The 24,761-nt window shown below is 72.0% G+C and carries 18 protein-coding genes and 2 tRNA genes; 12 read left to right on the forward strand and 8 right to left on the reverse strand.

What is annotated here, in order from left to right; all coding sequences use genetic code 11:
• The first annotated feature begins 137 nt into the window (after positions 1-137).
• The 5 genes from lon (at position 138) to LUTJ29_RS0111725 (ending at position 5,482) form a co-directional block, all read left to right on the forward strand.
• Positions 138-2,633: an endopeptidase La gene (gene lon, locus LUTJ29_RS0111705; RefSeq protein WP_027072674.1), complete on the forward strand. Its 2,496-nt coding sequence runs from the start codon at positions 138-140 to the stop codon at positions 2,631-2,633.
• A 200-nt stretch (positions 2,634-2,833) separates the two neighbouring features.
• Positions 2,834-3,121 (forward strand): HU family DNA-binding protein, encoded by a 288-nt coding sequence (locus LUTJ29_RS0111710; RefSeq protein ID WP_255327222.1) that lies wholly within the window; start codon positions 2,834-2,836, stop codon positions 3,119-3,121.
• A 25-nt stretch (positions 3,122-3,146) separates the two neighbouring features.
• Positions 3,147-3,221 (forward strand) — tRNA-Val (locus LUTJ29_RS0111715).
• A 39-nt stretch (positions 3,222-3,260) separates the two neighbouring features.
• Positions 3,261-3,337: transfer RNA gene (locus LUTJ29_RS0111720), tRNA-Asp, on the forward strand.
• A 168-nt stretch (positions 3,338-3,505) separates the two neighbouring features.
• Positions 3,506-5,482, forward strand: a complete 1,977-nt coding sequence (locus tag LUTJ29_RS0111725; protein ID WP_027072676.1) for a SurA N-terminal domain-containing protein — start codon at positions 3,506-3,508, stop codon at positions 5,480-5,482.
• 186 nt (positions 5,483-5,668) lie between these two features.
• Here LUTJ29_RS0111725 and LUTJ29_RS0111730 read toward each other — a convergent pair whose 3' ends face one another.
• From LUTJ29_RS0111730 to gloB, 3 genes are read right to left on the reverse strand one after another with little or no spacing between them, the layout of a single operon-like run.
• Positions 5,669-6,463, reverse strand: coding sequence for an enoyl-ACP reductase (locus LUTJ29_RS0111730; protein ID WP_027072677.1), 795 nt, complete (start codon positions 6,461-6,463; stop codon positions 5,669-5,671).
• Between the two features lie 26 nt (positions 6,464-6,489).
• The gene (locus tag LUTJ29_RS0111735; RefSeq protein WP_232221204.1) at positions 6,490-7,809 is read right to left on the reverse strand and encodes a lytic transglycosylase domain-containing protein; all 1,320 of its coding nucleotides are present in this window, start codon (positions 7,807-7,809) and stop codon (positions 6,490-6,492) included.
• Positions 7,806-8,570, reverse strand: a complete 765-nt coding sequence (gene gloB, locus LUTJ29_RS0111740) for a hydroxyacylglutathione hydrolase (RefSeq protein WP_027072679.1) — start codon at positions 8,568-8,570, stop codon at positions 7,806-7,808. Before gloB ends, LUTJ29_RS0111735 begins: the two co-directional genes overlap by 4 nt.
• Before the next feature lie 40 nt (positions 8,571-8,610).
• Here gloB and LUTJ29_RS0111745 point away from each other — a divergent pair, with 40 nt between their 5' ends.
• The 3 genes from LUTJ29_RS0111745 to dnaQ are packed head-to-tail and all read left to right on the forward strand — an operon-like array spanning position 8,611 to position 10,500.
• Positions 8,611-9,273 (forward strand): hypothetical protein, encoded by a 663-nt coding sequence (locus LUTJ29_RS0111745; RefSeq protein WP_027072680.1) that lies wholly within the window; start codon positions 8,611-8,613, stop codon positions 9,271-9,273.
• Positions 9,270-9,716: a ribonuclease HI gene (rnhA, locus tag LUTJ29_RS0111750; protein WP_027072681.1), complete on the forward strand. Its 447-nt coding sequence runs from the start codon at positions 9,270-9,272 to the stop codon at positions 9,714-9,716. Before LUTJ29_RS0111745 ends, rnhA begins: the two co-directional genes overlap by 4 nt.
• 52 nt (positions 9,717-9,768) lie before the next feature.
• Positions 9,769-10,500 carry a DNA polymerase III subunit epsilon gene (gene dnaQ / locus LUTJ29_RS0111755; RefSeq protein ID WP_027072682.1) on the forward strand — a complete coding sequence of 244 codons (732 nt, stop codon included), beginning with the start codon at positions 9,769-9,771 and terminating at the stop codon, positions 10,498-10,500.
• A 31-nt stretch (positions 10,501-10,531) separates the two neighbouring features.
• Here the strand turns inward: dnaQ and LUTJ29_RS0111760 are convergent, their stop codons facing one another.
• Positions 10,532-11,236, reverse strand: a complete 705-nt coding sequence (locus tag LUTJ29_RS0111760) for a protein phosphatase 2C domain-containing protein (RefSeq protein ID WP_027072683.1) — start codon at positions 11,234-11,236, stop codon at positions 10,532-10,534.
• A gap of 157 nt (positions 11,237-11,393) precedes the next feature.
• The gene (locus LUTJ29_RS0111765; RefSeq protein ID WP_027072684.1) at positions 11,394-13,853 is read right to left on the reverse strand and encodes a penicillin acylase family protein; all 2,460 of its coding nucleotides are present in this window, start codon (positions 13,851-13,853) and stop codon (positions 11,394-11,396) included.
• 135 nt (positions 13,854-13,988) lie between these two features.
• Here LUTJ29_RS0111765 and LUTJ29_RS0111770 point away from each other — a divergent pair, with 135 nt between their 5' ends.
• Positions 13,989-15,812 (forward strand): Na/Pi symporter, encoded by a 1,824-nt coding sequence (locus LUTJ29_RS0111770; RefSeq protein WP_051322961.1) that lies wholly within the window; start codon positions 13,989-13,991, stop codon positions 15,810-15,812.
• A 96-nt stretch (positions 15,813-15,908) separates the two neighbouring features.
• Positions 15,909-16,394, forward strand: a complete 486-nt coding sequence (bfr, locus tag LUTJ29_RS0111775) for a bacterioferritin (protein ID WP_027072686.1) — start codon at positions 15,909-15,911, stop codon at positions 16,392-16,394.
• A 141-nt stretch (positions 16,395-16,535) separates the two neighbouring features.
• On the opposite strand, the gene LUTJ29_RS0111780 is transcribed toward bfr, so the two are convergent.
• The gene (locus tag LUTJ29_RS0111780; protein ID WP_027072738.1) at positions 16,536-17,204 is read right to left on the reverse strand and encodes a thiopurine S-methyltransferase; all 669 of its coding nucleotides are present in this window, start codon (positions 17,202-17,204) and stop codon (positions 16,536-16,538) included.
• Between the two features lie 284 nt (positions 17,205-17,488).
• On the reverse strand, positions 17,489-19,735 hold the full coding sequence (gene parC, locus LUTJ29_RS0111790; protein ID WP_027072687.1) for a DNA topoisomerase IV subunit A: 2,247 nt from the start codon (positions 19,733-19,735) through the stop codon (positions 17,489-17,491).
• Between the two features lie 829 nt (positions 19,736-20,564).
• Between parC and xylB the strand changes: the two genes are divergently transcribed.
• Both xylB and xylA read left to right on the forward strand, forming a co-directional pair.
• Positions 20,565-22,058 (forward strand): xylulokinase, encoded by a 1,494-nt coding sequence (gene xylB, locus LUTJ29_RS0111795; RefSeq protein WP_027072688.1) that lies wholly within the window; start codon positions 20,565-20,567, stop codon positions 22,056-22,058.
• A gap of 38 nt (positions 22,059-22,096) precedes the next feature.
• On the forward strand, positions 22,097-23,431 hold the full coding sequence (xylA, locus tag LUTJ29_RS0111800; protein ID WP_027072689.1) for a xylose isomerase: 1,335 nt from the start codon (positions 22,097-22,099) through the stop codon (positions 23,429-23,431).
• Between the two features lie 206 nt (positions 23,432-23,637).
• Here the strand turns inward: xylA and LUTJ29_RS0111805 are convergent, their stop codons facing one another.
• A complete protein-coding gene (locus tag LUTJ29_RS0111805; RefSeq protein ID WP_027072690.1) occupies positions 23,638-24,693 on the reverse strand; it encodes a LacI family DNA-binding transcriptional regulator in 1,056 nt (351 codons plus the stop codon).
• Positions 24,694-24,761 lie beyond the last annotated feature (68 nt).

A 24,761-nucleotide genomic window follows, 5' to 3' on the forward strand; every position in this document is an offset into this window, starting at 1 on the left:
ACCCCGGCCCGGCGACCGCCCGGCCGGCGGGATGCTGCGTTGGTGCCGGGGCGCTTGCATCGGCAGGCGGCGGGCCCCATAACGGATCCCATCGGGGCGCCTGGCGCCCCGGACCACCTGCAGCCTGGAACAGTGCAATGACGACCCCCGACCGTAGCGAATCGCTCGAACTGCCCGTGCTGCCCCTGCGCGACGTGGTGGTGTTCCCGCACATGGTGATCCCGCTCTTCGTCGGGCGGGAGAAGTCGATCCGCGCGCTCGACATCGCGATGGAGGGCGACAAGCGGATCCTGCTGGTCGCCCAGAAGTCGGCCGAGATCGACGACCCCGAAGCCTCCGACCTGCATGCGATGGGCACGCTCGCCCAGGTGCTGCAGCTGCTCAAGCTCCCCGACGGCACCATCAAGGTGCTGGTGGAAGGCGTCGCGCGCGTGTCCGTGTCCCAGGTGCGCGAGGTCGACGGCACCCTGGCCGGCGTCGGCGAGGTGGTGGAGTCGACCACCCGCCGCGAGCCGCGCGAGGTCGAGGCCATCGCCCGTTCCCTGGTCTCGCTGTTCGAGCAGTACGTCAAGACCAACCGCAAGCTGCCGCCGGAGCTGATGCAGACGCTGGCCGGCATCGACGAGCCCGCGCGCCTGGCCGACATCGTGTCCGCGCACCTGACCGTGCGCCTGGCCGAGAAGCAGCGCCTGCTGGAGACGGTCGACGTCGCCGACCGGCTGGAGCTGCTGATCGGCCTGGTGGACGGCGAGATCGACGTGCAGCAGATGGAGAAGCGCATCCGCGGCCGCGTGAAGTCGCAGATGGAGAAGTCGCAGCGCGAGTACTACCTCAACGAGCAGATGAAGGCGATCCAGAAGGAGCTGGGCGAGATCGACGACACGCCCAACGACCTGGACGAACTCGCTCGCAGGATTTCCGAGGCCGGCATGCCCAAGGCGGTCGAGGCCAAGGCCAGGGCCGAGCTCAACAAGCTCAAGCAGATGTCGCCGATGTCGGCCGAGGCCGCGGTGGTGCGCAACTACCTCGACTGGCTGCTCGGCGTGCCGTGGAAGAAGCGCAGCAAGGTGCGCAAGGACCTCAAGGTCGCGCAGGACGTGCTCGACGCCGACCACTACGGCCTGGAGAAGGTCAAGGAGCGGATCCTCGAGTACCTTGCCGTGCAGGCCCGCGTGTCCAAGATGAAGGGCCCGATCCTGTGCCTGGTCGGCCCGCCGGGCGTGGGCAAGACCTCGCTCGGCCAGTCGATCGCCAAGGCTACCAACCGCAAGTTCGTGCGCATGAGCCTGGGCGGCGTGCGCGACGAGGCCGAGATCCGCGGCCACCGCCGCACCTACGTCGGCTCGATGCCCGGCCGGATCGTGCAGAACCTCAACAAGGCCGGCACCAGGAACCCGCTGTTCGTGCTCGACGAGATCGACAAGATGTCGATGGACTTCCGCGGCGACCCGTCCTCGGCGCTGCTGGAGGTGCTCGACCCCGAGCAGAACAACGCGTTCAACGACCATTACCTGGAGGTCGACCTCGACCTGTCCGAGGTGATGTTCGTCGCAACCTCCAACTCGCTCAACATCCCCGGCCCGCTGCTCGACCGCATGGAAGTGATCCGGATCCCGGGTTACACCGAGGACGAGAAGATCAGCATCGCCACGCGCTACCTGGTGCCCAAGCAGCTCAAGGCGAACGGCCTCAAGCCGGAGGAGCTGACGATCGCCGACGACGCGATCCGCGACATCGTGCGCTACTACACGCGCGAGTCGGGCGTGCGCAACCTCGAGCGCGAGATCGCCAAGATCTGCCGCAAGGTCGTGAGGCAGATCGCGCTGGCCGGCCCGGAGGCGCAGGCGAAGCCGGCCAGGGCCGCGAAGAAGGGCAAGGGCAAGTCGCATCGCAAGCCCAAGCCGGTCAAGGTCGACTCGGCCAACCTCGACGCCTACCTGGGCGTGCGCCGCTACGACTTCGGCCGCGCCGAGGAGGACAACGAGATCGGCATGGTGACCGGCCTGGCCTGGACAGAGGTCGGTGGCGACCTGCTGCAGATCGAGTCCACCCTGGTGCCGGGCAAGGGCAACCTGATCCTGACCGGCCAGCTCGGCGACGTGATGAAGGAATCGGCGTCGGCGGCGCTGAGCGTGGTGCGCGCGCGCACCGAACGGCTGGGGATCGAGGTCGATTTCCTGCAGAAGCACGACGTGCACGTGCACGTCCCCGACGGCGCCACGCCGAAGGATGGCCCGAGTGCGGGCATCGCCATGACCACCGCGCTGGTCTCGGCGCTGACCAGGATCCCGGTGCGGGCGGACGTCGCCATGACCGGCGAGATCACCCTGCGCGGCAAGGTCACCGCCATCGGCGGTCTCAAGGAGAAGCTGCTCGCCGCCCTGCGCGGCGGCATCTCCACGGTGATCATCCCGGAGGAGAACCGCAAGGACCTGGCCGACATCCCGGCCAACGTCACCGAGCACCTGGAGATCGTCCCGGTGAAGTGGATCGACGAGGTCCTCGACCTTGCGCTCGAACGGCCCCTGACCGGGTCGGGCAGCCCCCGCAGCGAGCCGGCGCCCAAGGCCAGCCGGCGGGCGGTGGCGCGGCGCCGCAAGGACGCCCCGGCGCGACCGGCCATCAAGCACTGACCGGCTTCACGCCAGGCTCACGAATCCCGCCCCGGAGGCCCGGACCGGCAGATTCGTGCCGTGTCAATGTCGTATTCGCGCCCGCCACCGCGTAAAATGCGGCGGATTCGCGCATTCTCATCCTCAGGCCGGAAGGCGTCGCGGGCACCCGCGGAGCGCCCGGCCTTCCCAGCAAGGCGGACCGCGGGTCCGCACACGGAGTGTCCAACATGCCAGTGAACAAGAGTGAGTTGATCGACCAGGTCGCCGACAAGGCGGGCCTGTCCAAGGCCGACGCGGGCCGCGCGCTCGACGCCGTGATCGACGCCGTCACCGCCGCCCTCAAGCGCGGCGATTCGGTGAACCTGGTCGGCTTCGGTTCCTTCTCGGTCAAGGCCCGCGCCGCGCGCACCGGCCTGAACCCCCGCACCAAGGAGCCCCTCCAGATCCCGGCCTCCAAGAATCCGGTGTTCAAGGCTGGCAAGGCGCTCAAGGATGCGGTAAACTGAGCGGCTCCTGAGTTCGTCCCCTCACGGGTGCTTAGCTCAGCGGTAGAGCGTCTCCTTTACACGGAGAGGGTCGGGGGTTCGAAACCCTCAGCACCCACCACGGGGTGGACGCTGGGCCGCACAACAGGTTCAAAGGCGCGGAGCGGTAGTTCAGCTGGTTAGAATGCTGGCCTGTCACGCCGGAGGTCGCGGGTTCGAGTCCCGTCCGCTCCGCCATCTTTTCCCGACGGACCCCGCAGCGATGCGGGGTCCGCTCGTTTCCGGGCACCGGAACGCCGGCGCCGGCGCCGCGCCGCGGGTCGGCGGAACCTGCCTGGCCGGCACCGGCGCGCGCGGCGCCCGCAGCGGTTAAACTGCGCGGCTACGTCCACAGCCCGCCAGTCCATGCTGCAGACCCTGCGAGAAAAGATGTCCGGCTGGATCGCGATCGTCATCGTCGCGCTCCTGTGCATTCCGTTCGCCTTCTTCGGCATGGAGCAGTACCTGTTCCAGACCGGTGCCAGCGAGCCGGCGAAGATCGAGGTGCGGCCCGCGTGGTGGAAGTCGGCGCCCGACCTGTGGCTGGTGCGCAAGCTCGTGTGGAAGTCCGCCGAGGTCACCACCGAGGAATTCCGCCAGGCGTTCGAGAACGAGCGCCAGCGCCGCCGCGAGGCCGAGGGCGAAGCGTTCGACGCGCGCGCGTTCGAGACCATCGAGGCCAAGCGCGAGGTGCTCGAGGCCCTGGTCGACCGCAAGGTGCTGCAGCTCGCCGCCCAGCGCGACGGCATGGTGGTGGGCGACGGCCGGGTGCAGGAGGCGATCAATGCCATTCCCGCGTTCCAGGTCGACGGCGTGTTCGACCAGCAGCGCTACGTCATCACCCTGCAGTCGCAGGGCTACACGCCGCGCATGTTCCAGGAGATGGTCCGCGAGGACCTGCAGGCTTCGCTGCTGGCGGGACAGGTGGCGCGTTCGGCCTTCACCACCCCCGGCGAGACCGAGCGCCTGATGCGCCTGCTGTCCGAGCGCCGCGACGTGTCGTTCGTCATCCTGCCCGCGCGCGAGCCCGACACCGGCGCGGTCGAGGCCGAGGAGATCCAGGCCTGGTACGACGCCCACCGCGACGAGTACCAGGTCCCCGAGCGGGTCGCGATCGAGTACGTGGTGCTCGATGCGGGCGCGCTGCCGCCCATCCCGGATCCCGACGAGGACACCCTGCGTCGCCGCTACGAGCAGGAGAAGGCGCGTTTCGTCGAGCCGGAGCAGCGGCTGGTGTCGCACATCCTGGTGCCGGTGGAGGAGGGCGCGGACGAGGCGGCGCAGAAGGCGGCCGAGGACAAGGCCAGGCAGATCGCGGCGCAGGCGCGCGCGCCGGGTGCCGACTTCGCCGCGCTGGCGCAGGCCAACCCGGGCGATCCGGGCTCGGCGGCGAACGGCGGCGACCTGGGTTGGATCCGCCGCGACGGCAGCATGGTCAAGCCGTTCGAGGACGCCGCGTTCGCGACCGCCGAGGGCGCGGTCAGCGACCCGGTGCGCAGCCAGTTCGGCTGGCACGTGCTGTACGTGCGCGAGGTGCGCGCCGGCCGCCAGGCCGCGTTCGAGGACGTGCGCGACACGCTCGTGCGCGAAGTGCTGCAGGCCGAGCGCGAACGCGCCTTCAACGACATGGTCGGCGCGTTCGTCGACCACGTGTACCGCAATCCCACCGAACTGGCCTCGGCGGCCAAGGAAGCCAACCTGGAAGTGCAGACCGCCGGGCCGTTCGCGCGTGGCGAGGCCGAGGGCATCATCGCGGCGCCCGCCGTCCAGCGGGCCGCGTTCTCCGAGAGCCTGGTGCAGGACGGCACGGCAAGCGATCCGATCGAGATCGACCAGGACCGCAGCGTGGTGATCCGGGTGACCAGCCACGAGCCCGCCAGGGCCATGACCGTGGCCGAGGCGCGCGACGGCATCGTCGCCGCGATCCGTGCCGACCGTGCGCGCAAGCAGGTCGAGGCCGAGGCCGACGCGATGCTCGAGGAGATCGCCGGCGGCAAGACGCTAAGGGAAGTGGCGGACGCGCGTTCGCTGCAGCTGCAGGACATCAAGGGCATGCCGCGCGGCGTGCCGGTGCCGTCCCCGGCCGCGGCCGAGGCCTACTTCAAGGCGCCCGCGCCCGCCGAAGGCGAGGTGTCGACCGGCAAGGTGGCGCTGGAGGACGGCGGCATGGTCGTGTTCGCCGTGGAGAAGGTCATCCCGGGCGATCCCTCCGAGGCCGAGGAGGTCGAGCGCGACATGTTCCGCCAGCAGATGGCCGGGCTGCTGGGCCGCGAGGATGCCGACACCCTGCTGCGCGCACTGCGCGCACAGATGCGGATCACGATCTCCGAAGCGCAGCTCTAGCGGCGTCAGGTTCCCGCCCGGCAGGGGCGATGCCAGGCAGGCGTCGTCCCTCTTACGTTGTCGCGCCGGAGGCGGTGGCGGATGCGGCGCATCCTGCCGGGCGATCCGCAGCTGCGCGCGATGGCGCGGCGGCAAAGCAAAGCCCGGCAGGCGCCGGGCTTTTTCGTGGCCAGGGCCGGCGCTGGATCAGTCCCCGTCGATGCCCGCCATGCCGATGATGTTGTAGCCGCCATCGACGTAGGTGATCTCGCCGGTGATGCCCGAGGCCAGGTCCGAGCACAGGAACGCGGCGGCGTTGCCCACGTCCTCGATCGTGACCGTGCGCCGGATCGGCGCGTTCGCTTCGACGTGGCCGAGGATCTTGCGGAAGCCACCGATGCCGGCCGCGGCCAGGGTCTTGATCGGACCCGCCGAGATCGCGTTGACGCGGATGCCTTCGGGGCCGAGGTTCAGCGCCAGGTAGCGCACGCTGGCCTCGAGCGCGGCCTTGGCCACGCCCATCACGTTGTAGCTGGGCAGCGAGCGCACCGCGCCGAGGTAGCTCAGGGTCAGGATCGCGCCCTTGCGGCCCTGCATCAACGGCCGCGCGCCCTTGGCCAGGGCCGAGAGCGAGTAGGCCGAGATGTCGTTGGCCATGGCGAAGTTCTCGCGCGTCAGCCCGTCGAGGAACTCGCCGGCGATGGCCTCGCGCGGGGCATAGGCGATCGCGTGCACGAGGATGTCGAAGCCGTCGCTCCAGTGCCTGCCGAGCTGCTCGAACAGCGCCGCGATCTGGGCGTCGTCGGTGACGTCGAGCGGGTACGACGGACCGCCCCCGAGCTTGGCCGCCACTTCCTCGACGCGACCCTTGAGCTTGTCGTTCTGGTAGGTGAAGGCCAGCTCCGCGCCCTCGCGGTGCATGGCCTCAGCGATGCCGTTGGCGATCGATCGCTGGCTGGCGATCCCGGTGATCAGTGCACGCTTGCCCTGCAGGAAACCCATGGACGACTCGCGATGTGGACCGGACGCTATTCTGCCACGGCGCTCGCGGTGGCCGCCGGATCGGCGTCGATCGCCAGCTCCATGCCCGGGCGCAGCACCGCGCGGGCGTCCAAGGCGTTGCGCTCGAGCAGGTCGTCCAGGCGCACCCCGTAGCGGCTGGCGATGCGCCAGAGCGACTCGCCGCGTGCAACCACGTGGCGCCTGGGGGCCTGGTCCACCAGTGCCGAGGCGTCGGCCATCGCATCCGACAGGTCGTCGTCCGCGACCAGCGTGCGCGCCGATACCGACGCGCGCGTCGCGGCCGGCGGATGGGCGGCGAGCAGGCGCTCGGCCGGTGCGGCGGGCAGCAGCACCCGCACCGGGCCCCCCGGGCGGGCGAGGCGGCCGTCCGCGAAGACCGGGTTCAGGCGCCGCAGCTGGACCGGATCGGCGCCATGGCGGCGGGCGAGGACGTCGAGGCTGCGGATCGCCGCCGGCACTTCGGCCGTGGTCAGCACCGGCACCGGGCGATCGAGCGCCTGCAGCCAGGCCTCGCGGTCCCCGGTCTCCTCGAGCAGGCACGCCAGCGCGTGCAGCTTGCGCACGTAGGCATGGGTGATCGCCGGCATCGGCAGGCTGTGCGGGTCGGCGCCGGCCGGGCGCTGGCCGGCCCGGCGCAGCGCGCCCAGCAGCCGGTACTCGCCGGCGTTGTAGGCCATGGCCGCCAGGCGCCAGTCGCCGGCGAACATGCCGTGCAGGGTCTTGAGGTAGCGCACCGCGGCCTCGGTCGAATCGACCGGCGACAGTCGCCCGTCGTAACCGGCCTGGACCGGGACCTTGTGGTTGCGTGCGGTCAGGGCGATGAACTGCCACAGGCCGGCCGGCCCCTGGGCCGAGCGCGCGCCGGGGCGGAAGCCGCTTTCGACGAACGGGATCAGGGCGAACTCGGTGGGCAGGTGCGCCTCGCGCAGGCGGTCGACGACATAGCCGAACAGCGGCAGCACGTCGCTGTGCGGCTCGGCCAGGCGCTGCGGCGCGTCGGCGAAATGGGCCCGCCAGCGGGCGCTGGCGTCCGGCGTGCATTCCGGTTCGGCCAGGCCGGTGCGGAAATCGCGGTAGATCTCCAGGCCGCTACGGGTGCCGGGCGGGAGCGCCGGTGCCGCGTCGGCGGGAATGGCGTCGGGCCGGGATTCCGCGGGCGGCCCGCCGGCGTCTGCGGCCGCATCGTCGCCTGGAGCTTCGGCCGCCGCCGGCTGCGCGGTGACCTCCCCGCCCGCCGCGCCAGGCGCCACGGCATCGCCCGCCCAGCCCGGGCCGGCCAGGCTGCCCACCAGGAGCAGCATGGCCGCGCTGGTGCGCGCCCTCATGCGCGGAATCCGTCCTTCCAGCGCCGCAGTTCGGCGAAGGCCTCGACCCGGTCGCCGGCCGCGGCCGGCGAACGCGCGGCGACGGCGGCGCGCACGGCCGGCGCGTCGACGCGCAGGAACGGATTGCAGGCGCGCTCCCCGCCTATCGTGGTCGGCAGGGTGGGACGTCCGGTTGCTCGCATGGTGGCGGCCTCTTCGTGGCGGCGCCGCAGCGCCGCGTTGTCGGGATCGACCACGCGCGCGAAGGCGGCGTTGGCCAGCGTGTACTCGTGCCCGCAGCAGACCAGGGTCGCGTCGGGCAGCGCGGACAGCCGGTCGAGGGAGGCCAGCATGTCGCCGGGCGCACCTTCGAACAGGCGTCCACAGCCGAGGCTGAACAAGGTGTCGCCGCAGAACAAGAGGCCATGGCCGTGGAATGCGATGTGGCTCACGGTATGCCCGGGCACGGCCAGGACGTCGAAGGCCCAGGGGCCGGCCTGGGCCCGGTCGCCGTCGGCCACCGGATGGTCGATGCCATCGATCCGCGGATCGGCCGGGCCGTGGACCGGCACCCCCGGCCAGCGCCGGAGCAGGTCGCGCACGCCGCCCACGTGGTCGGCGTGGTGGTGGGTGAGCAGGATCGCCGCCGGCGGTGGCCGGTCGCCGGCGGCGGCCAGGACCGGGCCGGCCTCGCCCGGGTCCACCAGCAGCCAGTCTCCCGACGGGTCCTCGAGGGTCCAGATGTAGTTGTCCGTGAAAGCGGGGATCGGACGCAGCTGCATCGGCAGGGCCGGCCTCCGGGGAGCCTATAGAATGGCGACCATGCCCGTTCCGCTCCCGGCCCGTCAAACCGGCCCCCACGTCCACGACTGGTTCGGCTCCGAGGCGGGGCAGGCCATCCTCGGCAGCGAGGAGGACGTGGTCCTGCACGCCCTGGGCGATCGCCCGGGGCTGCCGTGGCTGTGGCTCGGGCCGCTGCCGCGGGCGCTGCCCGACGGCACCGGGCGGGGCCTGTACCTGCATCCGGACGGCGAGGGCCGCTGGTCCGGGCCGGTGGCCTGCGGACTGCCGCTGCCCCTGCCGAGCGAGTCGTTCGGCGCGGTCGTGCTGCAGCACGTGGCGCGGCCGTCGGGCGAATGCGGGGCGCCGCTGCTGGAGGAGGCCGCGCGGCTGCTGGTGAACGGCGGCCGGCTGTCGCTGCTGGTGCTCAATCCGCTCGCGCCCTTCCGCTGGCGCTGGCGCGGCAGCGGCTTCAGCGCCTCCGAACCCCTGTCCTGGCGCCGCCGCCTGCGCGAGGCCGGGCTGGTGCCCGAGCCGGTGTCGCAGGGCCTCGGCCCGGCATGGTCGCTGCAGGCCTCGCCCCTGCCGCAGCAGGGCCCGGGGCTGCGCGCGGCCTACCTGCTGCGGGCGGAGAAGCGTGCGATTCCCCTGACCCCGGTGCGCCAGCGCCGGGTGGTGTCGATGGCCAAGGGCGCGGCGGCATGAGCGAGGTGGTGGTCCATACCGACGGGGCCTGCCTCGGCAACCCCGGTCCCGGCGGCTGGGCGGCGCTGCTGCGCTACGGCGAGCGCGAACGCGAGCTGGTGGGCGGCGAGCCCGACACCACCAACAACCGGATGGAGCTGATGGCCGCGATCATGGCGCTGGAAACGCTGTCCCGCCCATGCGACGTGGTCCTGCACACCGATTCGCAGTACGTGCGCCAGGGCATCACCCAGTGGCTGCCGAACTGGGTCCGCCGCGGCTGGAAGACCTCCGGCGGCGAGCCGGTGAAGAACCGCGACCTGTGGGAACGCCTGCACCGGGCCTGCGCCCGCCACCATATCGACTGGCGCTGGGTGAAGGGCCACTCGGGCGACCCCGACAACGAACGCGTCGACGTGCTCGCCCGCGACGAGGCGATGCGCCAGCGCGCGGCCATTGCCTGACCCCCGCAACCGACCTGCCGGCCCCACGTACCACGAGACCCGACCACGACCCATGCGCCACATCGTCCTCGACACCGAAACCACCGGCCTGGAGTGGCGCAAGGACCACCGCATCGTCGAGATCGGCTGCATCGAGCTGGTCGAGCGCCGTCCCACCGGACGCACCTTCCACCGGTACATCAACCCCGAGCGCGAGTTCGAGGCCGGCGCGCAGGAAGTCACCGGACTGACCCTGGAGTTCCTTGCCGACAAGCCCAGGTTCGCCGAGATCGCGGACGAGTTCATCGCCTTCGTCGACGGGGCCGAGCTGGTGATCCACAACGCCGCGTTCGACATGGGCTTCCTCGAATACGAGCTCGAGCGCCTGGGGGGCCGCTTCGGCCGGTTGCGCGACCGGGTCGGGGTCACCGACTCGCTGGAGCTGGCGCGGCAGCGCTACCCGGGCCAGCGCAACTCGCTCGATGCGCTGTGCAAGCGGCTGGGGGTGGACAACTCGCACCGCCAGCTGCACGGCGCGTTGCTCGATGCCCAGCTGCTGGCCGAGGTCTGGCTGGCGCTGACCTCGGGCCAGGGCGAGATCGGTTTCACCGCGCCGGAAGCGGCGACCGCCCGGCGCGGGCAGGTGGCGGTGCCGGTCGCGCCCGGCGGCCCGCGCCCGGCCCTGGTCGTGCCGGCGGAAGACCTGGCCCTGCACGAGGCGCGGCTGGAGGCGATCCGCAAGCGCGCCGGCCGCACCCTGTGGGACGCGCCGGAGATGGAAGCGGCGGTGGCCGCGGCGAACTGAGCGCGCCGGCGCGGCCGGGCGGCGGTGCCGCTCAGTGGCTGCGCACGAGCACCACGGTGACGTTGTCCGAGCCGCCGCCGTCGAGCGCCGCGGCGACCAGCCCGTCCACGCATTCCTGGGCGCTGCACTCGACGTGCGAGAGCACGCGCGAGATGCCCTCGTCGTCGACCTCCTCGGTCAGGCCGTCGCTGCACAGCAGCAGCTGCGAGCCCGGGAGCAGTTCGCCCGACAGCGTCTCCACGTTGAGCGCATGCGGCTCGGTCACGCCGAGCGCCTGGGTGACGACGTTGCGGTGCGGATGGCTGCGCGCCTGGTCGAGGCTGATCGCGCCCTGGGCGATCAGTTCCTGGACGTAGCTGTGGTCGTGCGAGAGCTGGGCCAGCTTGCCGTCGCGCCACAGGTAGGCGCGGCTGTCCCCGACCCAGGCGACCTCGAAGCGGCGGCCGAGCACCCGCGCGGCGACCACGGTGGTGCCCATCGGCAGGGCGTCGTTGCGCTGCCGCGAGGCGCGGATGATCTCCTCGTCGGCGATCCGGATCGCGTCCGGAAGCGAGGTGCCCTGGCGGATCTCGCGCACGATCGTCTCGCGCGCGAGCGCACTGGCGACCTCGCCGTACTCGTGCCCCCCCATGCCGTCGGCGACCAGCCAGAGGCCCAGCTCGCTGTCGCCGTAGTAGGTGTCCTCGTTCAGCTCGCGCCGCAGGCCGACGTGGGTGAGGTGTCCGAATTCGATCATGCGTGACCCGGCGGCAGCGGGCAGAGGGACGGTTCTTGCGCTGGAGTACGCAGAAAGCATGGAAGGCAGGTCAGCGGGCGGCACGGGCAGGGCCGGTGGGGACCAGCGCCCAACGCTAGCAGCCACGGGGTGAACGCGGAATGCCCGGCGGCCGGCCTCAGGGCCGCAGGGCCAGGGTGTGTCGGGGCGGGCCGGGCAGGAACGGCGTCGCACGGCCCTGGACCCAGTCGTCGTGGCCTGCGCCCCAGAACGGGGACAGGGGATGGCCGGACTGTCCGCCGGGCATGTGCAGGATGCCGTCGGTCTCGTGGCCCGGTGCGACGACCATGCGCTCCGACGCCCCGAAGGCCGGTCCCTGGACCCGCGGCACCATGCTGTCGCCCGGCAGCGGGTCGGGCGGCATGCACAGCAGCCGCCGCCCGAGCGGGATCGACCGGGCCAGCGGATGGCAGATCGCGGCGGTGTTGCGTTCGCCCCAGGTGCGCTCGTGGAGCGGGCCGTGGGCCGTGAGCTCGTCGTGGACCTGGCGCGCGGCATCCTCGAACAGTTCGCCCCAGGTTGCGAACCGCACCGGCAGCAGGTGCGCGGGGCGCTGTCGCACCAGCGGCCAGGCCACACCCTCGAACTGGCGCAGGCTGGGCGCTTCGAACCGCTCGCCCATGGCCGCGCGCGCGGGCGCGAGCAGGCCGTCGCGGAGCCGCTCGTGCACGGCGAGCCGCCAGGCGCGGACGACCCGGTAACCCGCCGAGCCGGGGCTGGCGCGGCCCTCCCAGTCTTCGGCGACCTCCGCCAGCATGCGCAGGGTGGGGCCTTCGTCGGCGAGCGCACGCAGCAGCTCGCGCCAGCGGTTCATCAGCACGGCGCGGTCGTCGAGCTGGATCGCGAGCAGGTCGGCCTCCGTGAAGCGCCCGCGCGCCTGCAGCAGGTCGCGGATCCGCGATGCGCGGGCACCGAGGTCGTAGCCCCCGTCGCCGATGCGGGCCAGGTCGTCGCCTCCCGCGACGCGGGCGTTGGCGGTCCACAGGCGGTCGTGGCCGGGCGAGGCGGCGAGCGGTGAGGCATTGCTGGCGACCGGCCAGGGCGTGCAGCCAGCTGCCTCGCCCGCGCCGTCGTACGCCGGTTCGTCGCGTGCGTCCGCCAGCGGCGTCGGCGCCACCGGGTTGCAGCCGTCGGCGCGGACCGGCAGCGGACCGAGCAGGCGCCAGGCGATGCGGCCGTGGCGGTCGCCGAGGACCAGGTTCTGGGTCGGGATGCCGGTGCGGTCGGCGAGCGCGAGGGCCTGGTCGAGGTCGGCGACCCGTGCGAATCCGGCCAGTCCCAGGTCCACCGCGCCCGGGAGGTGGGCGGTCCAGCGCAGGCTGAGCAAGCGGCCGTCGTCCAGCTCGTGCAGCACCGGACCCCAGCGCGTCTCGCGCACTTCCAGTTCGACCGATTCCCCGCGCGCCACCGCGATGCGTTCGCGGTGCACGTCGACCGCGGCGCAGGCGGTCGCGCCGGGGCGCGCGGCCCCGGACGCGGCACAGGGCGTTTCCAGCGCCCAGTCGGCGTAGTCGCCGTAGCTGTTGGTGAAGCCCCAGGCGACGTGCCCGTTGCTGCCGACGACCACTGCCGGCAGGCCGGGCAGGGTCACGCCCTGGACGTCGACCTGCCCGCCGGGCGCGGCCGCGTCGGGCCAGCGCAGGCGGGCGCGGAACCAGACGTTGGGCGCGCGCAGGCCGAGGTGCATGTCGTTGGCCACGATCGCGCGGCCGTCGATGGTCAGGCTTCCGGCGACCGCGAAGTTGTTGCTGCCGGGAAGCAACCCGTCCGCCGGCGGGGTGGTCGCCCATGGCGTCCATGCCTGGCGCGCGGATCCGGCCGCGACGGTGGTCGCGCCGTCCTGCTCCGCTCCAGCCGGGGCGGGCAGCCGGCGCAGGTCGACCTCGTCCGGTCCGGGCAGCGTGGCGTCGCCGAACGGTTCGCCCTGCAGCGGCGCGTCCCAGGCGCTGCCGGGATGGGTCAGCAGCGCGTACAGCGGTGGCGGCAGGTGTTCCTTGAGTCTCCACAGCGCGAGTTCGTCGGCGTTGGCCGCGTCCTGCAGGTCGAAGTACATCGCGTAGCCGGCGAGCACCGAGTCGGACGGACGCCAGGGCTCGGGCTCCCGGCGCAGCAGCAGGTAGGGCCAGGGACGCGCGCGCAGCGCCGCCAGACCGGCGTTGGCCCCTTCGGCGTAGGCGACGAGCTGCGGCATGCGTTCGCCGGCGATGTCGCCCAGCCGCGCTTCGACCCGCGCGCGCATGCGGTGGGTACGGTGGCCGCGGTCGAGGTCGAGCGCCACCGGGCCGAACAGCGCGGACAGTTCCCCCGCCGCCGTGCGGCGCAGCAGGTCCATCTCGAAATAGCGTTCCTGCGCGTGCACGAACCCGAGCGCGCGCATCGCGTCGGTCTCGTCGCCGGCCTCGATCGTGACCACGCCCAGCGCGTCGCGTTGCACCTGCACTGGCGCGGACAGTCCGGGCAGGGCCACTTCGCCGTCGAGCGCGGGCAGGCTGGCGCGCAGCAGCCACCAGGCGAGGAGCGCCAGCAGTACCGCCAGCACCGCGGCCAGCAGCACGATCCGCCAGAGCCATCGCCGCATCTTCCGTCCCGTGTCCCCGTCCGCCGGCGACTCTAACCGATCGCCCGGCGCCCTTGCAGCGGACCGGTCGGCGGCAACGGGTAGGCGCGACCGCGGCCGGCAGGGTCTAATGCGTGCGCTCCGGGGAGGAATGGCTTGGGCCCGAAACTGCGCATCATCCTGCTGGCCGTCGCGTGCGCGGCGCTGTCATGGTCGTTCTGGCGCGACGCGGGCTGGCTGCAGCTGTGCGCGGGCCTGGCCATGTTCCTGTTCGGCATGCAGTGCCTGGAGGAGGGGCTGCGGCAGCTGGCGGGCGGGCGCCTGGAGCTGCTGCTGGCGCGCAGCACCGGTACGCCCGCGCGCGGCCTGCTGTTCGGCATCGGCGGCACCATGCTGCTGCAGTCGAGCACCCTGGTCTCGCTGCTGACGATCGCCTTCATCAGTTCGGGCCTGATCCAGCTCGCCGGTGGCCTTGCGATCATCTTCGGCGCCAACCTCGGCGCGACCAGCGGCATCTGGCTGCTGGCGCTGGCCGGGCAGGGCTTCAGCCTGTCGCCGCTGGCGCTGCCGCTGCTGGTGTTCGGCGTGCTGGCCGGCGTCGCGGGGCCGAAGGGGCGCGCGGCCGGGCGCGTGGTGCTCGGCGTTGCCTTCGTGTTCCTCGGCATCGACCAGGTCCGCGCCGGTTTCGATGCCTTCGGCGGCGGTTTCGACCCGGCCGCGATCCCGGCTGGCGGCGCCGCCGGCGTGGTGCTGCTGGTAGCCGCGGGCGTGGGTGCGACGGTCGTGCTGCAGTCGAGCCACGCCACCCTGATGCTGATCCTGGCCGCGTTGTCGGCCGGCCAGCTCGAACTCGGCCAGGCGATTGCGCTGGCGATCGGCTCCAACGTCGGCAGCAGCGTGAGCACCGGCGTTGTCGGCGCGCTGGGCGGCAACCGCAGCGGCCAGCGCCTGGCGCTGGCGCACGTGCTGTTCAACCTGGTCAGCGCTGGGCTGGCCCTGCTGCTGCTGGCGCCGCTGACCTGGCTGGTGCTCGCGGCGAGCGGCGTGCTCGGGTTCCGCGACAACGCGCTGCTGCAGCTGGCCCTGTTCCACACGCTGTTCAACGTGGCCGGCGTGCTGGTGTTCTGGCCGTGGCAGGGCACGCTCGCGCGCTGGCTGCAGGCGTGGCTGCCGGATCGCGCCGATCCGCAGCTCGTGCCCGGCAAGGTGGCGACCGCGCCGGGCGAGGTGGTGCGCGCGCGCCACCTCAGCGGACAGGCACTGGATTCTGCCGATGCCGCGGCCGCCGCCGTGGCGCTGGAACTGCGCCATCTGGGCGAACTCGGGCTGGAGGTCGTCGCGCGCGTGCTCGATCTCCCGGCCGACGCGCTGTCGGGCAGGGAACCCGATCCCGCGCGGCTGGCGCAGGCGCCGCTGTCGCAGCCTGATGCCGACGCGCTGTACCGGCAGCGGGTCAAGGGCGTGTACGGCGAGCTGCTCGCGTTCATGGGCAGGATCGAGGTGTCGATGGACGAGGAGCACCAGCGCTACTGGGCCGCGGCGCAGACCGCGGCCGCGCAGGTGGTGGAAGCGGTGAAGGGCGCCAAGCACCTGCAGAAGAACCTGCTGGCGCGGCTGGCGGAGCAGGACTCGCCGCAGCGTCGCGCATACGTGGACCTGCGTGCCCACCTGCTGGCGCAGATGCGCGCGCTGCAGGCGCTCGACCCCGAGCAGGTTCCGCCCGCCGACCGCGCCGCGGAGTTGCAGCGGATCGAGGACCAGGCGGGCCGGTTCGACGTGGAGTTCCGCCATCGGGTCCTGGGAATGCTGCGACGGGGCGAGATCGACGGACTCCAGGCCGGCTCGCTGCTCAACGACCTGGGCTATGCCGACCGCATCCGCACCGGTCTGCGCGCGCCGGCGACCGCCCGGGAGCCGCGCTCGCTGCGCCGGCTGCGGCATCTTGCGCGCCAGGAGGAGGCGGCGCCGGCCGCGGACTGACCGCGGCCGAGAATGCGAACCGCTATTGCTTCCATCCGGAAGCCTCCAGGCCGCGTGGGCATACTTGCGCCATCCCCCACCCGAGGAGCCGGTGCCATGAAGGGTCATCCCGAGGTCGTCGACTATCTGAACTTCCTGCTGCGCGGCGAGCTGGCCGCGCGCGACCAGTATTTCCTGCATTCGCGGCGCTATGAGGACCTCGGCCTGCATGCGCTGTACGAGCGCATCAACCACGAGATGGAGGAGGAGACCCAGCACGCCGATGCGCTGCTGCGGCGGATCCTGTTCCTGGAAGGCGAGCCGGACATGCGGCCGGATGCGTTCGAGCCGGGACGCACGGTCGAGGAGATGCTGCGCAAGGACCTGGACCTGGAGTACCAGGTGCGCGGCAACCTGGCCAAGGGGGTCGCCCTGTGCGAGCAGCATGGCGACTACGTGACCCGCGACATCCTGGTGGCGCAGCTGGCCGATACCGAGGAAGACCACACGCACTGGCTGGAGCAGCAGCTGCGGCTGATCCGCATGATCGGGCTGGAGAACTACCAGCAGTCGCGAATGGGCCGGGAGTCGCCGCACGACTGACCCCGTCGCCCTGCAGTGCCGGTGCAGGAGCGGCTCGATCCACGACCGTCGATTCCGGGTTGCCGGGCAGCCGGGTCCGGTCGCGGTCGTCTGCCCGGCTGCACGGTTGCGCTGAGCGCCGGGTCGCGGCTGAAGCCGCTCCTACGGGGGCGTGGGGGTGCGGGTGAGGCGCCAGGCGGCGGTCGCCAGCGCGGTGACGCCGTCGGCCTGGAACGAGGGTTCGCTGGCGAGGATGTCGCGGCGTTCGAGCAGGGCGACGTTCCAGTCCGGCGCGAAGCGCGCGCGGACTTCGACGTCGTCGACGCTGAAGGGCGGGCCCTGCTTCTCGTGTTGCGGATACTCGAGCGTGACCAGCAGCCCGCGGCAGCCGGTGGGCAGTCGTCGCCAGATCGTGCGCGTGTAGGTGTCGCGCATGTCGGGCGGTAGTGCGATCAGCGCGCCGCGGTCGTAGACGCCGGCGCAGTCGGCCAGCAGCCCGGCGGGGAACGCGAACGCGTCGCCGGCCACCAGTTCCCACGGGCCGGCGGTGTAGTGGATGCCGCCGGGGCCCGGGCGGACCCCGGGCGTGAGGCCGCGCTCGTCGTAGAACTGCTCGATGGCCTGCGCCGCCAGTTCGATCCCGAGCACGCGATGGCCCTGTTCTGCCAGCCACACCATGTCCAGCGACTTGCCGCACAGCGGCACGCACACGCGGCTGCCGGCCGGCAGGCCGAGCGCGGGCCAGTGCCGGACCAGCAGCGGCAGGGGCGTGTCGCGATGGAAGCCGATGCGGTTCTCGCGCCAGCGTTCGAGCCAGAAGTCAGGGTGCATGGCGTGGGCAGGTTCCGTTGTTCTCCGCTGGCGTCGTCCAGCGCCAGGCTGTGGACCGGCGGCGTTTGCGCCCGCAGGGGTCCGGACCGTCGCAGCCCGGCATGCACCCCTTCCCCCGTTTGCGGGGGAAGGTCGGGATGGGGCCATGGGCCGACGCCGCGAGTTGCCGCGCGGCGACGGGAGCGTTGCCCCCACCCCGGTCCTCCCCCGCGCGCGGGGGAGGGGGCGTCGCACACGAACCTCGCGACGGCTTCACCGGCCGCGTCGTCGCCGCGCCATGAACCCTACGGTTCGACCGACAGGCCATCCACCTTCTGCCAACCCCTCGGCAGCAACCCGCCCCGGCTCGCCCGCGCCCCGAGGTAGTCGCCCAGGTCCTTGAACGACAGGCCCATCGTGCGTGCGCCCGACTTCACCGCGAGCGTGCCGCCCGGCGGCACCACGGCCACCGCGACCACGCGCTCGGTGCCGCGCCTGGCCTTGGGAATCTCGATCAGCTTGTTGCCCTTGCCCTTGTCGAGCTCGGGCAGTTCCGCCACGGGGAAGGCGAGCAGGTGGCCGGCGCTGGTGACCACCACCACGCGATCGTCGGCGGTGCCCGCCACCGGCGCGGGCTGCAGCACCCTGGCGCCCTCCGACAGGCTCAGCAGCGCCTTGCCCGCCTTGTTGCGCCCGGTAAGGTTCTCGAAGCGGGTGACGAAGCCGTAGCCGTGCGAGGACGCCAGTACGAAGCGGTCGTCCGGCGTGCCGCTGGCCAGGGCAACGAACGAGGCGCCCGGCGCGGGCGAGAAGCGCCCGGTCAGCGGTTCGCCGTTGCCGCGCGCCGAGGGTAGCGAGTGGGCGATGGTCGAGTAGCTGCGGCCGGTGCTGTCGAGGAAGGCGACCTGCTGCGTGGTGCGGCCCTTCACCGCGGCCAGCAGCCCGTCGCCCTCGCGGTAGGACAGGCCGGCGGCATCGACGTCGTGGCCCTTGGCCGCGCGCACCCAGCCCTTCTGGCTGAGTACCACGGTCACCGGCTCGCTCGGCACCAGCTCGGTCTCGTCCAGCGCCTGCGCCGCGCCGCGCGCGACCAGCGGCGAACGGCGCGCGTCGCCGTACTTCTTCGCGTCGGCCAGCAGCTCGTCCTTGACCAGCTTGCGCAGCTTCGCCCGGCTGCCGAGGGTGGCGACGATGTGCTCGAGCTCCTTCGACAGCTCCTCCTGCTCGCCGCGGATCTTCATCTCCTCCAGCCGCGCGAGCTGGCGCAGCCTGGTCTCGAGGATGTAGTCGGCCTGCTCTTCGGTGAGCTTGAAGCGGGCCATCAGCACCGGCTTCGGTTCGTCCTCGGTGCGGATGATCCGGATCACCTCGTCCAGGTTGAGGAAGGCGACCAGCAGCCCTTCGAGCAGGTGCAGGCGGCGCTCGACCTTCTCCTGGCGGTGCTTGAGCCGGCGCACCACGGTGTCGATGCGGAAGGTCAGCCACTCGTCCAGCAGCGTGCGCAGGTTCTTGACCGCCGGCTTGCCGTCCAGGCCGATCACGTTGAGGTTGACCCGGTAGCTCTTCTCCAGGTCGGTGGTCGCGAACAGGTGGCCCATCAGCTGCTCGGCGTCGACCCGGTTGGAGCGCGGCACCAGGGCGATGCGCACCGGGTTGGCGTGGTCGGACTCGTCGCGGATGTCCTCCAGCCAGGGCAGCTTCTTGGCCCGCATCTGTGCGGCGATCTGCTCGATCACCTTCGAGGGCGAGACCTGGTAGGGCAGCGCGGTGACGATGATGTTGGTGCCTTCGCGCGTGTAGGTGGCGCGGGCGCGCACGCTGCCGTTGCCGGTCTCGTACATCGCCCGGAGCTCGGCCGCCGGGGTGATGATCTCCGCCGTGGTCGGGTAGTCCGGGCCGCGCACGTGCTCGCACAGGTCGGCCACCGTGGCGTCCGGGTCCTCGAGCAGGCGCACGCACGCGCTCACCACCTCGTTGATGTTGTGCGGCGGCACGTCGGTGGCCATGCCGACCGCGATGCCGGTGGTGCCGTTGAGCAGCAGGTGCGGCAGGCGCGCCGGCAGCCAGCTCGGCTCCTGCAGGGTGCCGTCGAAGTTCGGCACCCAGTCCACCGTGCCGTGCGCGAGTTCGCCCAGCAGCACCTCGGCCACCGGGGTCAGGCGCGACTCGGTGTAGCGCATCGCCGCGAACGACTTGGGGTCGTCGGCCGAGCCGAAGTTGCCCTGGCCGTCCACCAGCGGGTGGCGGTAGGAGAACGGCTGCGCCATCAGCACCATCGCCTCGTAGCAGGCGCTGTCGCCGTGGGGGTGGAACTTGCCGATCACGTCGCCGATGGTGCGCGCCGACTTCTTGGGCTTGGCGGTGGCCGACAGGCCCAGCTCGCTCATCGCGTAGACGATGCGGCGCTGCACGGGCTTGAGGCCGTCGCCGATGAAGGGCAGGGCGCGGTCGAGCACCACGTACATCGAGTAGTCGAGGTAGGCGCGCTCGGCGTACTCGCGCAGGGGGATCTGCTCGTAACCGTGGAAGGCGGGGCGGACGGATTCGGACATCTGCGGGCTGCCGGGGGAAAGCGGGGAATTCTACCCGTGCAGCAGAACCGGCCACCGTCTCGCACGGCGAGACCGCGGCCTTCCGCACCCGTGCCCGCGCCGCGCAGTCGCCGGGACGGCGTGCCGGTGCGGGACGGTGATCGGCGCGGGACGACGTCCAATCCGCACGCGTCGACGTGGCGCCCCCTGTGTCGGCGCGCGTCTTTCCGCGTCACCGCGCGGTGCGCGGTGGCGACGCGTCCATTGCTGCCGGGCCGATGCCCGGCCGCCCGCGAACGATGCGCCGCCTGGAGGCACGCTGCCAGCCAGGGACAACGCGGTGCCCGCCCCGTGCCGCGCGGACGACGGGCCGCCGTCCGCCTGCCGCTCCCGGCCGCCGGTCCGTGCGGCGGCGCCCGGGGACGGGGCGCTTGTCCGGCCCACGGGGTCCGGATCGCGGGGGGGGCTGCGGGCAAGCGCGCAGGTACAGGGGACGGTCGTTGTCCGGTCGCCCCGGCACGCCACCGGGAGGTCCGAACGGGGAGCCGGAGACGGAGTCGGCGGCGCTGACCCGGGCGGACCGGTCGCGTATCAAACGGTCATGAGACTGGGCCCCGCAACTGTGCTGCAGCGCACCTGAAACCGAAAGAATGTGTTAACGCTAACTCCCGGGCGCCATTTCGGCTCTCCACGCCGTTGCGCAGTGCAGCAAGGCATTTGCCCTGCATGTGTGTACAGTCGCGACACGCCGCCGGGCCGGATCCGCCCGTGCCCCCGGTGTGCCGATGTTCGCGCTGCAGGGGAAGGCGTACGGCTTTTTTGGTAGCGCTAACTTTCTGGGGACTGGAAGATGGGCCTGTTCGTAGGACTGGATGTGGGCACCCAGAGCGTCAAGCTGGTGGCCTACGATCCGGATGCCCGCCACATCGTGGCCACCGCCGGCCAGCCGCTCGACCTCGCTGCCGGCGACGACGGCAGCCGTGAGCAGCGCGCCGACTGGTGGGTCGAGGCGGTACGCGCCTGCTTCTCGCGGATCGACCCGGCGATCAGGGCCCGGGTGGTGGCAATCGGCGTGTCCGGGCAGCAGCACGGCTTCGTCCCGCTCGACCGCACGGGCAGCGTGCTGGCCCCGGCCAAGCTCTGGTGCGACACCAGCACCGCCGCCGAGTGCGACGAGATCATGGACCGCGTGGGCGGTCCGGCGCGCTGCATCGAGGTGGCCGGCAACCCGATCCTGGCCGGCTACACCGCGTCCAAGCTGCCGTGGACGCGCAAGCACCGCTCGCAGGCCTACGCGCGCCTGGCCACGATCCTGCTGCCCCATGACTACATCAACTACTGGCTCACCGGCGAGCTGTGGATGGAGCACGGCGACGCCTCCGGCACGGGCTGGCTCGATGTGCGCCGTCGCGACTGGTCGCCGGAGATGCTGGCCGCGACCGATCCCGACCGCGACCTGCGCGAGTGCCTGCCGCCGCTGGTTCCCGCCCACCACCTGGCGAAGATCCGGGCGGCCCTGGCCGACGAGCTGGGCCTGCCGCATTCGGTCCAGGTCTCGGCCGGCGGCGGCGACAACATGATGGCCGCGATCGGCACCGGCAACGTGGTGCCGGGCGTGCTCAGCATGAGCCTGGGTACCTCGGGCACGATCTTCACCTACGCCGACCGCGCCGTGGTCGACGGGCAGGGCCGCTGGGCCGCGTTCTGCGACTCCACCGGCGGCTGGTTGCCGCTGATCTGCACCATGAACTGCACCGTGGCGACCGAGTCGGTCGCGCGCCTGTGCGGCTTCTCCACCCGCGACGGCGATGCGCTGCTGGCCAACACCCGGCCGGGCGCGGACGGATTGCTGATGCTGCCGTTCCTCAACGGCGAGCGCACGCCCGACCTGCCGCACGGCCGGGGCGGCCTGTTCGGCATGACCGCCACCAACCTGAGCCAGGCCAACCTGTACCGGGCGGCGATGGAAGGGGCGATGTACAGCCTCAAGTACGGCTACGACGGCCTGGTCCACGCCGGCCTGCGCTTCGAGGCGATCCGCCTGACCGGCGGCGGCAGCCAGAGCGCGGTGTGGCGGCAGATGGCTGCGGACATGTTCGGCCTCCCGGTCGACGTACCCGAGCAGGCCGAAGGCGCGGCCTTCGGCGCCGCGCTGCAGGCACTGTGGGCGGTGGAGCGCGCCGCCGGCGGCGACGCCGACCTCAACGCCCTGGCCGCGGCGCACGTGCAGCTCGACCCCCGCCTGGCCGCGCACCCGCACGCCGAGGCGACCGCCGCCTACCAGGCGCAGTACCAGCGCTTCCTCACCCACCTCGACGCGATCCGCCCGCTGTACGCGGATTGAGCGCGCCTTTCCACCACGACTCCACGGACACCACAGCAATGAGCAAGCCTTTCATCGGCGCGAAGGAATACTTCCCCGGCATCGGCAGGATCCCGTACGAGGGCCCGGATTCCGACAACCCGCTCGCGTTCAAGTTCTACGAGGCCGACCGCAGGATCGGCGGCAAGACCATGCGCGAGCACCTGCGGTTCGCGGTCTGCTACTGGCACACCTTCTGCAACGCCGGCGCGGACCCGTTCGGCCCGGGCACCCGCCGCTTCCCGTGGGAGAAGGGCGACCCGATGGCCACCGCGGAGGCCAAGGTGGACGCGGCGTTCGAGTTCTTCTCCAAGCTCGACGTGCCGTACTACTGCTTCCACGACGTCGACCTGGCGCCCGACGCCGACGACATCGGTACCTACGAGAAGAACCTCAAGCACCTGGTGGCGCTAGCCAAGGAGCGCCAGAAGGCCACCGGCGTGAAGCTGCTGTGGGGCACGGCGAACCTGTTCTCGCACCCGCGCTACATGAACGGCGCCGCCACCAACCCCGACTTCAACGTCGTCGCCCGCGCCGCGGTGCAGGTGAAGAACGTGCTCGACGCGGTGGTCGAGCTCGACGGCGAGCACTATGTGTTCTGGGGCGGCCGCGAAGGCTACGCCTCGTTGCACAACACCGACATGAAGCGCGAGCTGGCGCACTTCGCCCGCTTCCTCGCCATGGCCCGCGACTACGGCCGCAGCATCGGCTTCAAGGGCCAGTTCTTCATCGAGCCCAAGCCGATGGAGCCGATGAAGCACCAGTACGACTTCGACAGCGCCACCGTCGCCGGCTTCCTCAAGGAGCACGGGCTGGAGAAGGACTTCTCGCTCAACATCGAGGCCAACCACGCCACGCTGTCGGGCCACACCTTCGAACACGACCTGCAGGTGGCCTCCGACCACGGCCTGCTCGGCAGCATCGACGCCAACCGCGGCAACCCGCAGAACGGCTGGGACACCGACCAGTTCCCGACCGACCTCTACGACACCGTCGGCGCCATGCTGGTGGTGCTGCGCCAGGGCGGCCTGCCGGGTGGCCTGAACTTCGACGCCAAGCCGCGCCGCGAGTCCACCGACATGGAGGACCTGTTCATCGCCCACATCGGCGGCATGGACGCGTTCGCCCGCGGCCTGGAAGTCGCCCACGCGCTGCTCAACGATTCGCCCTGGGAGCAGTGGCGCAAGGAGCGCTACGCGAGCTTCGACAGCGGCCCCGGCGCCGACTTCGAGGCCGGCAAGCTCAGCCTGGCCGACCTGGTGGCGCACGCGGCGAAGCATGGCGAGCCGCAGCAGACCAGCGGCAAGCAGGAGCGTTACGAGAACCTGCTCAACCAGTACCTCCTGCGTCGCTGAGGAGGAGGCGACCGGTCGACATGGGAGCGAGCCCGCCCCTGCCTGCCGGTTCGACGCGCCCCTGCCGCGCAGGCCGGGGCGCCGCATGCCGGACCGCGCTTTCCGCGTGCCGCCGCGGGGTGGACGGGGCGCCGGGCGGGGTGGGGCGGTCGTGGGCCGGGCGCGTGGCCGTTGCGTGCCGGGCCGGACTGGCGGGTGCCGGCGCGTCAGCGCGCCGGCGGGGCCACCGAGTCGCGCACGACGAGTTCGTGCGGCACCAGGTGATCGACCACCGTGCGCGTGCTCTTGTCCTTGCGCCGGATGTTGCGCATCAGGATGTCCACCGCCGAATCGGCCATGGCCGCGATCGGCTGCCGGATCGTGGTCAGCTCCGGCCAGACCGTGGTCGCGGCGGAGGTATCGTCGAATCCCACGATCGACAGGTCGCGCGGCACGTCGAGCCCGCGCCGGTGCGCGACCGACACCGCAGCCGCGGCCATGTCGTCGTTGGCCGCGCAGATGGCGGTCGGCGGCCTGGGGTGGGAGAGCAGCTTCTCGCTCGCCTCCAGGCCGGAGCGGTAGGTGAAGAAGCCGCTTTCGACCAGGCTTTCGTCGACCTCGATGCCGGCCTGCGCCATCGCCGAGAGGAAGCCCTCGAAGCGCCGCACGCTGGCGGTCTGGTTGGGATTGCCCTTGATGTAGCCGATGCGGCGGTGACCGGCCGCGATCAGGTGCAGGGTGATGTCCTTGCTGGCGCGGAAGTCGTCGATGCGCACGCAGGAGATGTCCTGGTGGAAGCGGCCCGAGGCGATCGCCACCACCGGGATCTCCGCCTCGAGGAACTCGGACACGATGGCCTTGGACTCGCACAGCGGCGGCGGCAGGATCACGCCCGCGGCGCGCCGCGCGAGCGCGCGCGCGGCCTGGCGCTGGGCGCTGGCGCCGAGCGAATCCCAGGTGTCGACCACCAGCTGCGCCGCGGTGCGCGACGCCCCGCGCAGCGCGCCCACCAGGAGCTCGCGCAGGTAGGCCGAGCTGGGGTTGGTGTAGATCATCGCCACCCGCGTGTCCTGCGCGGTGGCCAGGGCACTCGCCGCGAGGTTGGGCGTGTAGCCGAGTTCGCGCACGGCGCGCATGACCCGGTCGCGGGTCGTGTCGCGCACCTTGCCCTGGCCGTTGACCACGCGCGAGACGGTCATCGGCGAGACCTTCGCCAGCGCGGCGACCTCGTCCAGGGTGACCGCCTGTCCCTTGCGGCGGGCAGCTTTCCTTGGCTTTTGCAAAGTCGTTTCCCCCGCCGCGCCGCGGCCGTCTGTGGTTCGAGCCGGCATGCGCGGCACCGTGCGACGGT

This window comes from Luteimonas sp. J29 (assembly GCF_000472505.1).
In the GTDB taxonomy this organism is placed as follows: domain Bacteria; phylum Pseudomonadota; class Gammaproteobacteria; order Xanthomonadales; family Xanthomonadaceae; genus Luteimonas.

Excerpts from the sequence above, each read along its gene's own strand:
- lon (WP_027072674.1), top strand. The coding sequence starts at position 138 with ATGACGACCCCCGACCGTAGCGAATCGCTCGAACTGCCCGTGCTGCCC.
- LUTJ29_RS0111725 (WP_027072676.1), top strand. The coding sequence starts at position 3,506 with ATGCTGCAGACCCTGCGAGAAAAGATGTCCGGCTGGATCGCGATCGTC.
- LUTJ29_RS0111730 (WP_027072677.1), bottom strand. The coding sequence starts at position 6,463 with ATGGGTTTCCTGCAGGGCAAGCGTGCACTGATCACCGGGATCGCCAGC.
- LUTJ29_RS0111735 (WP_232221204.1), bottom strand. The coding sequence starts at position 7,809 with ATGAGGGCGCGCACCAGCGCGGCCATGCTGCTCCTGGTGGGCAGCCTG.
- gloB (WP_027072679.1), bottom strand. The coding sequence starts at position 8,570 with ATGCAGCTGCGTCCGATCCCCGCTTTCACGGACAACTACATCTGGACC.
- LUTJ29_RS0111745 (WP_027072680.1), top strand. The coding sequence starts at position 8,611 with ATGCCCGTTCCGCTCCCGGCCCGTCAAACCGGCCCCCACGTCCACGAC.
- rnhA (WP_027072681.1), top strand. The coding sequence starts at position 9,270 with ATGAGCGAGGTGGTGGTCCATACCGACGGGGCCTGCCTCGGCAACCCC.
- dnaQ (WP_027072682.1), top strand. The coding sequence starts at position 9,769 with ATGCGCCACATCGTCCTCGACACCGAAACCACCGGCCTGGAGTGGCGC.
- LUTJ29_RS0111760 (WP_027072683.1), bottom strand. The coding sequence starts at position 11,236 with ATGATCGAATTCGGACACCTCACCCACGTCGGCCTGCGGCGCGAGCTG.
- LUTJ29_RS0111765 (WP_027072684.1), bottom strand. The coding sequence starts at position 13,853 with ATGCGGCGATGGCTCTGGCGGATCGTGCTGCTGGCCGCGGTGCTGGCG.
- bfr (WP_027072686.1), top strand. The coding sequence starts at position 15,909 with ATGAAGGGTCATCCCGAGGTCGTCGACTATCTGAACTTCCTGCTGCGC.
- LUTJ29_RS0111780 (WP_027072738.1), bottom strand. The coding sequence starts at position 17,204 with ATGCACCCTGACTTCTGGCTCGAACGCTGGCGCGAGAACCGCATCGGC.
- parC (WP_027072687.1), bottom strand. The coding sequence starts at position 19,735 with ATGTCCGAATCCGTCCGCCCCGCCTTCCACGGTTACGAGCAGATCCCC.
- xylB (WP_027072688.1), top strand. The coding sequence starts at position 20,565 with ATGGGCCTGTTCGTAGGACTGGATGTGGGCACCCAGAGCGTCAAGCTG.
- xylA (WP_027072689.1), top strand. The coding sequence starts at position 22,097 with ATGAGCAAGCCTTTCATCGGCGCGAAGGAATACTTCCCCGGCATCGGC.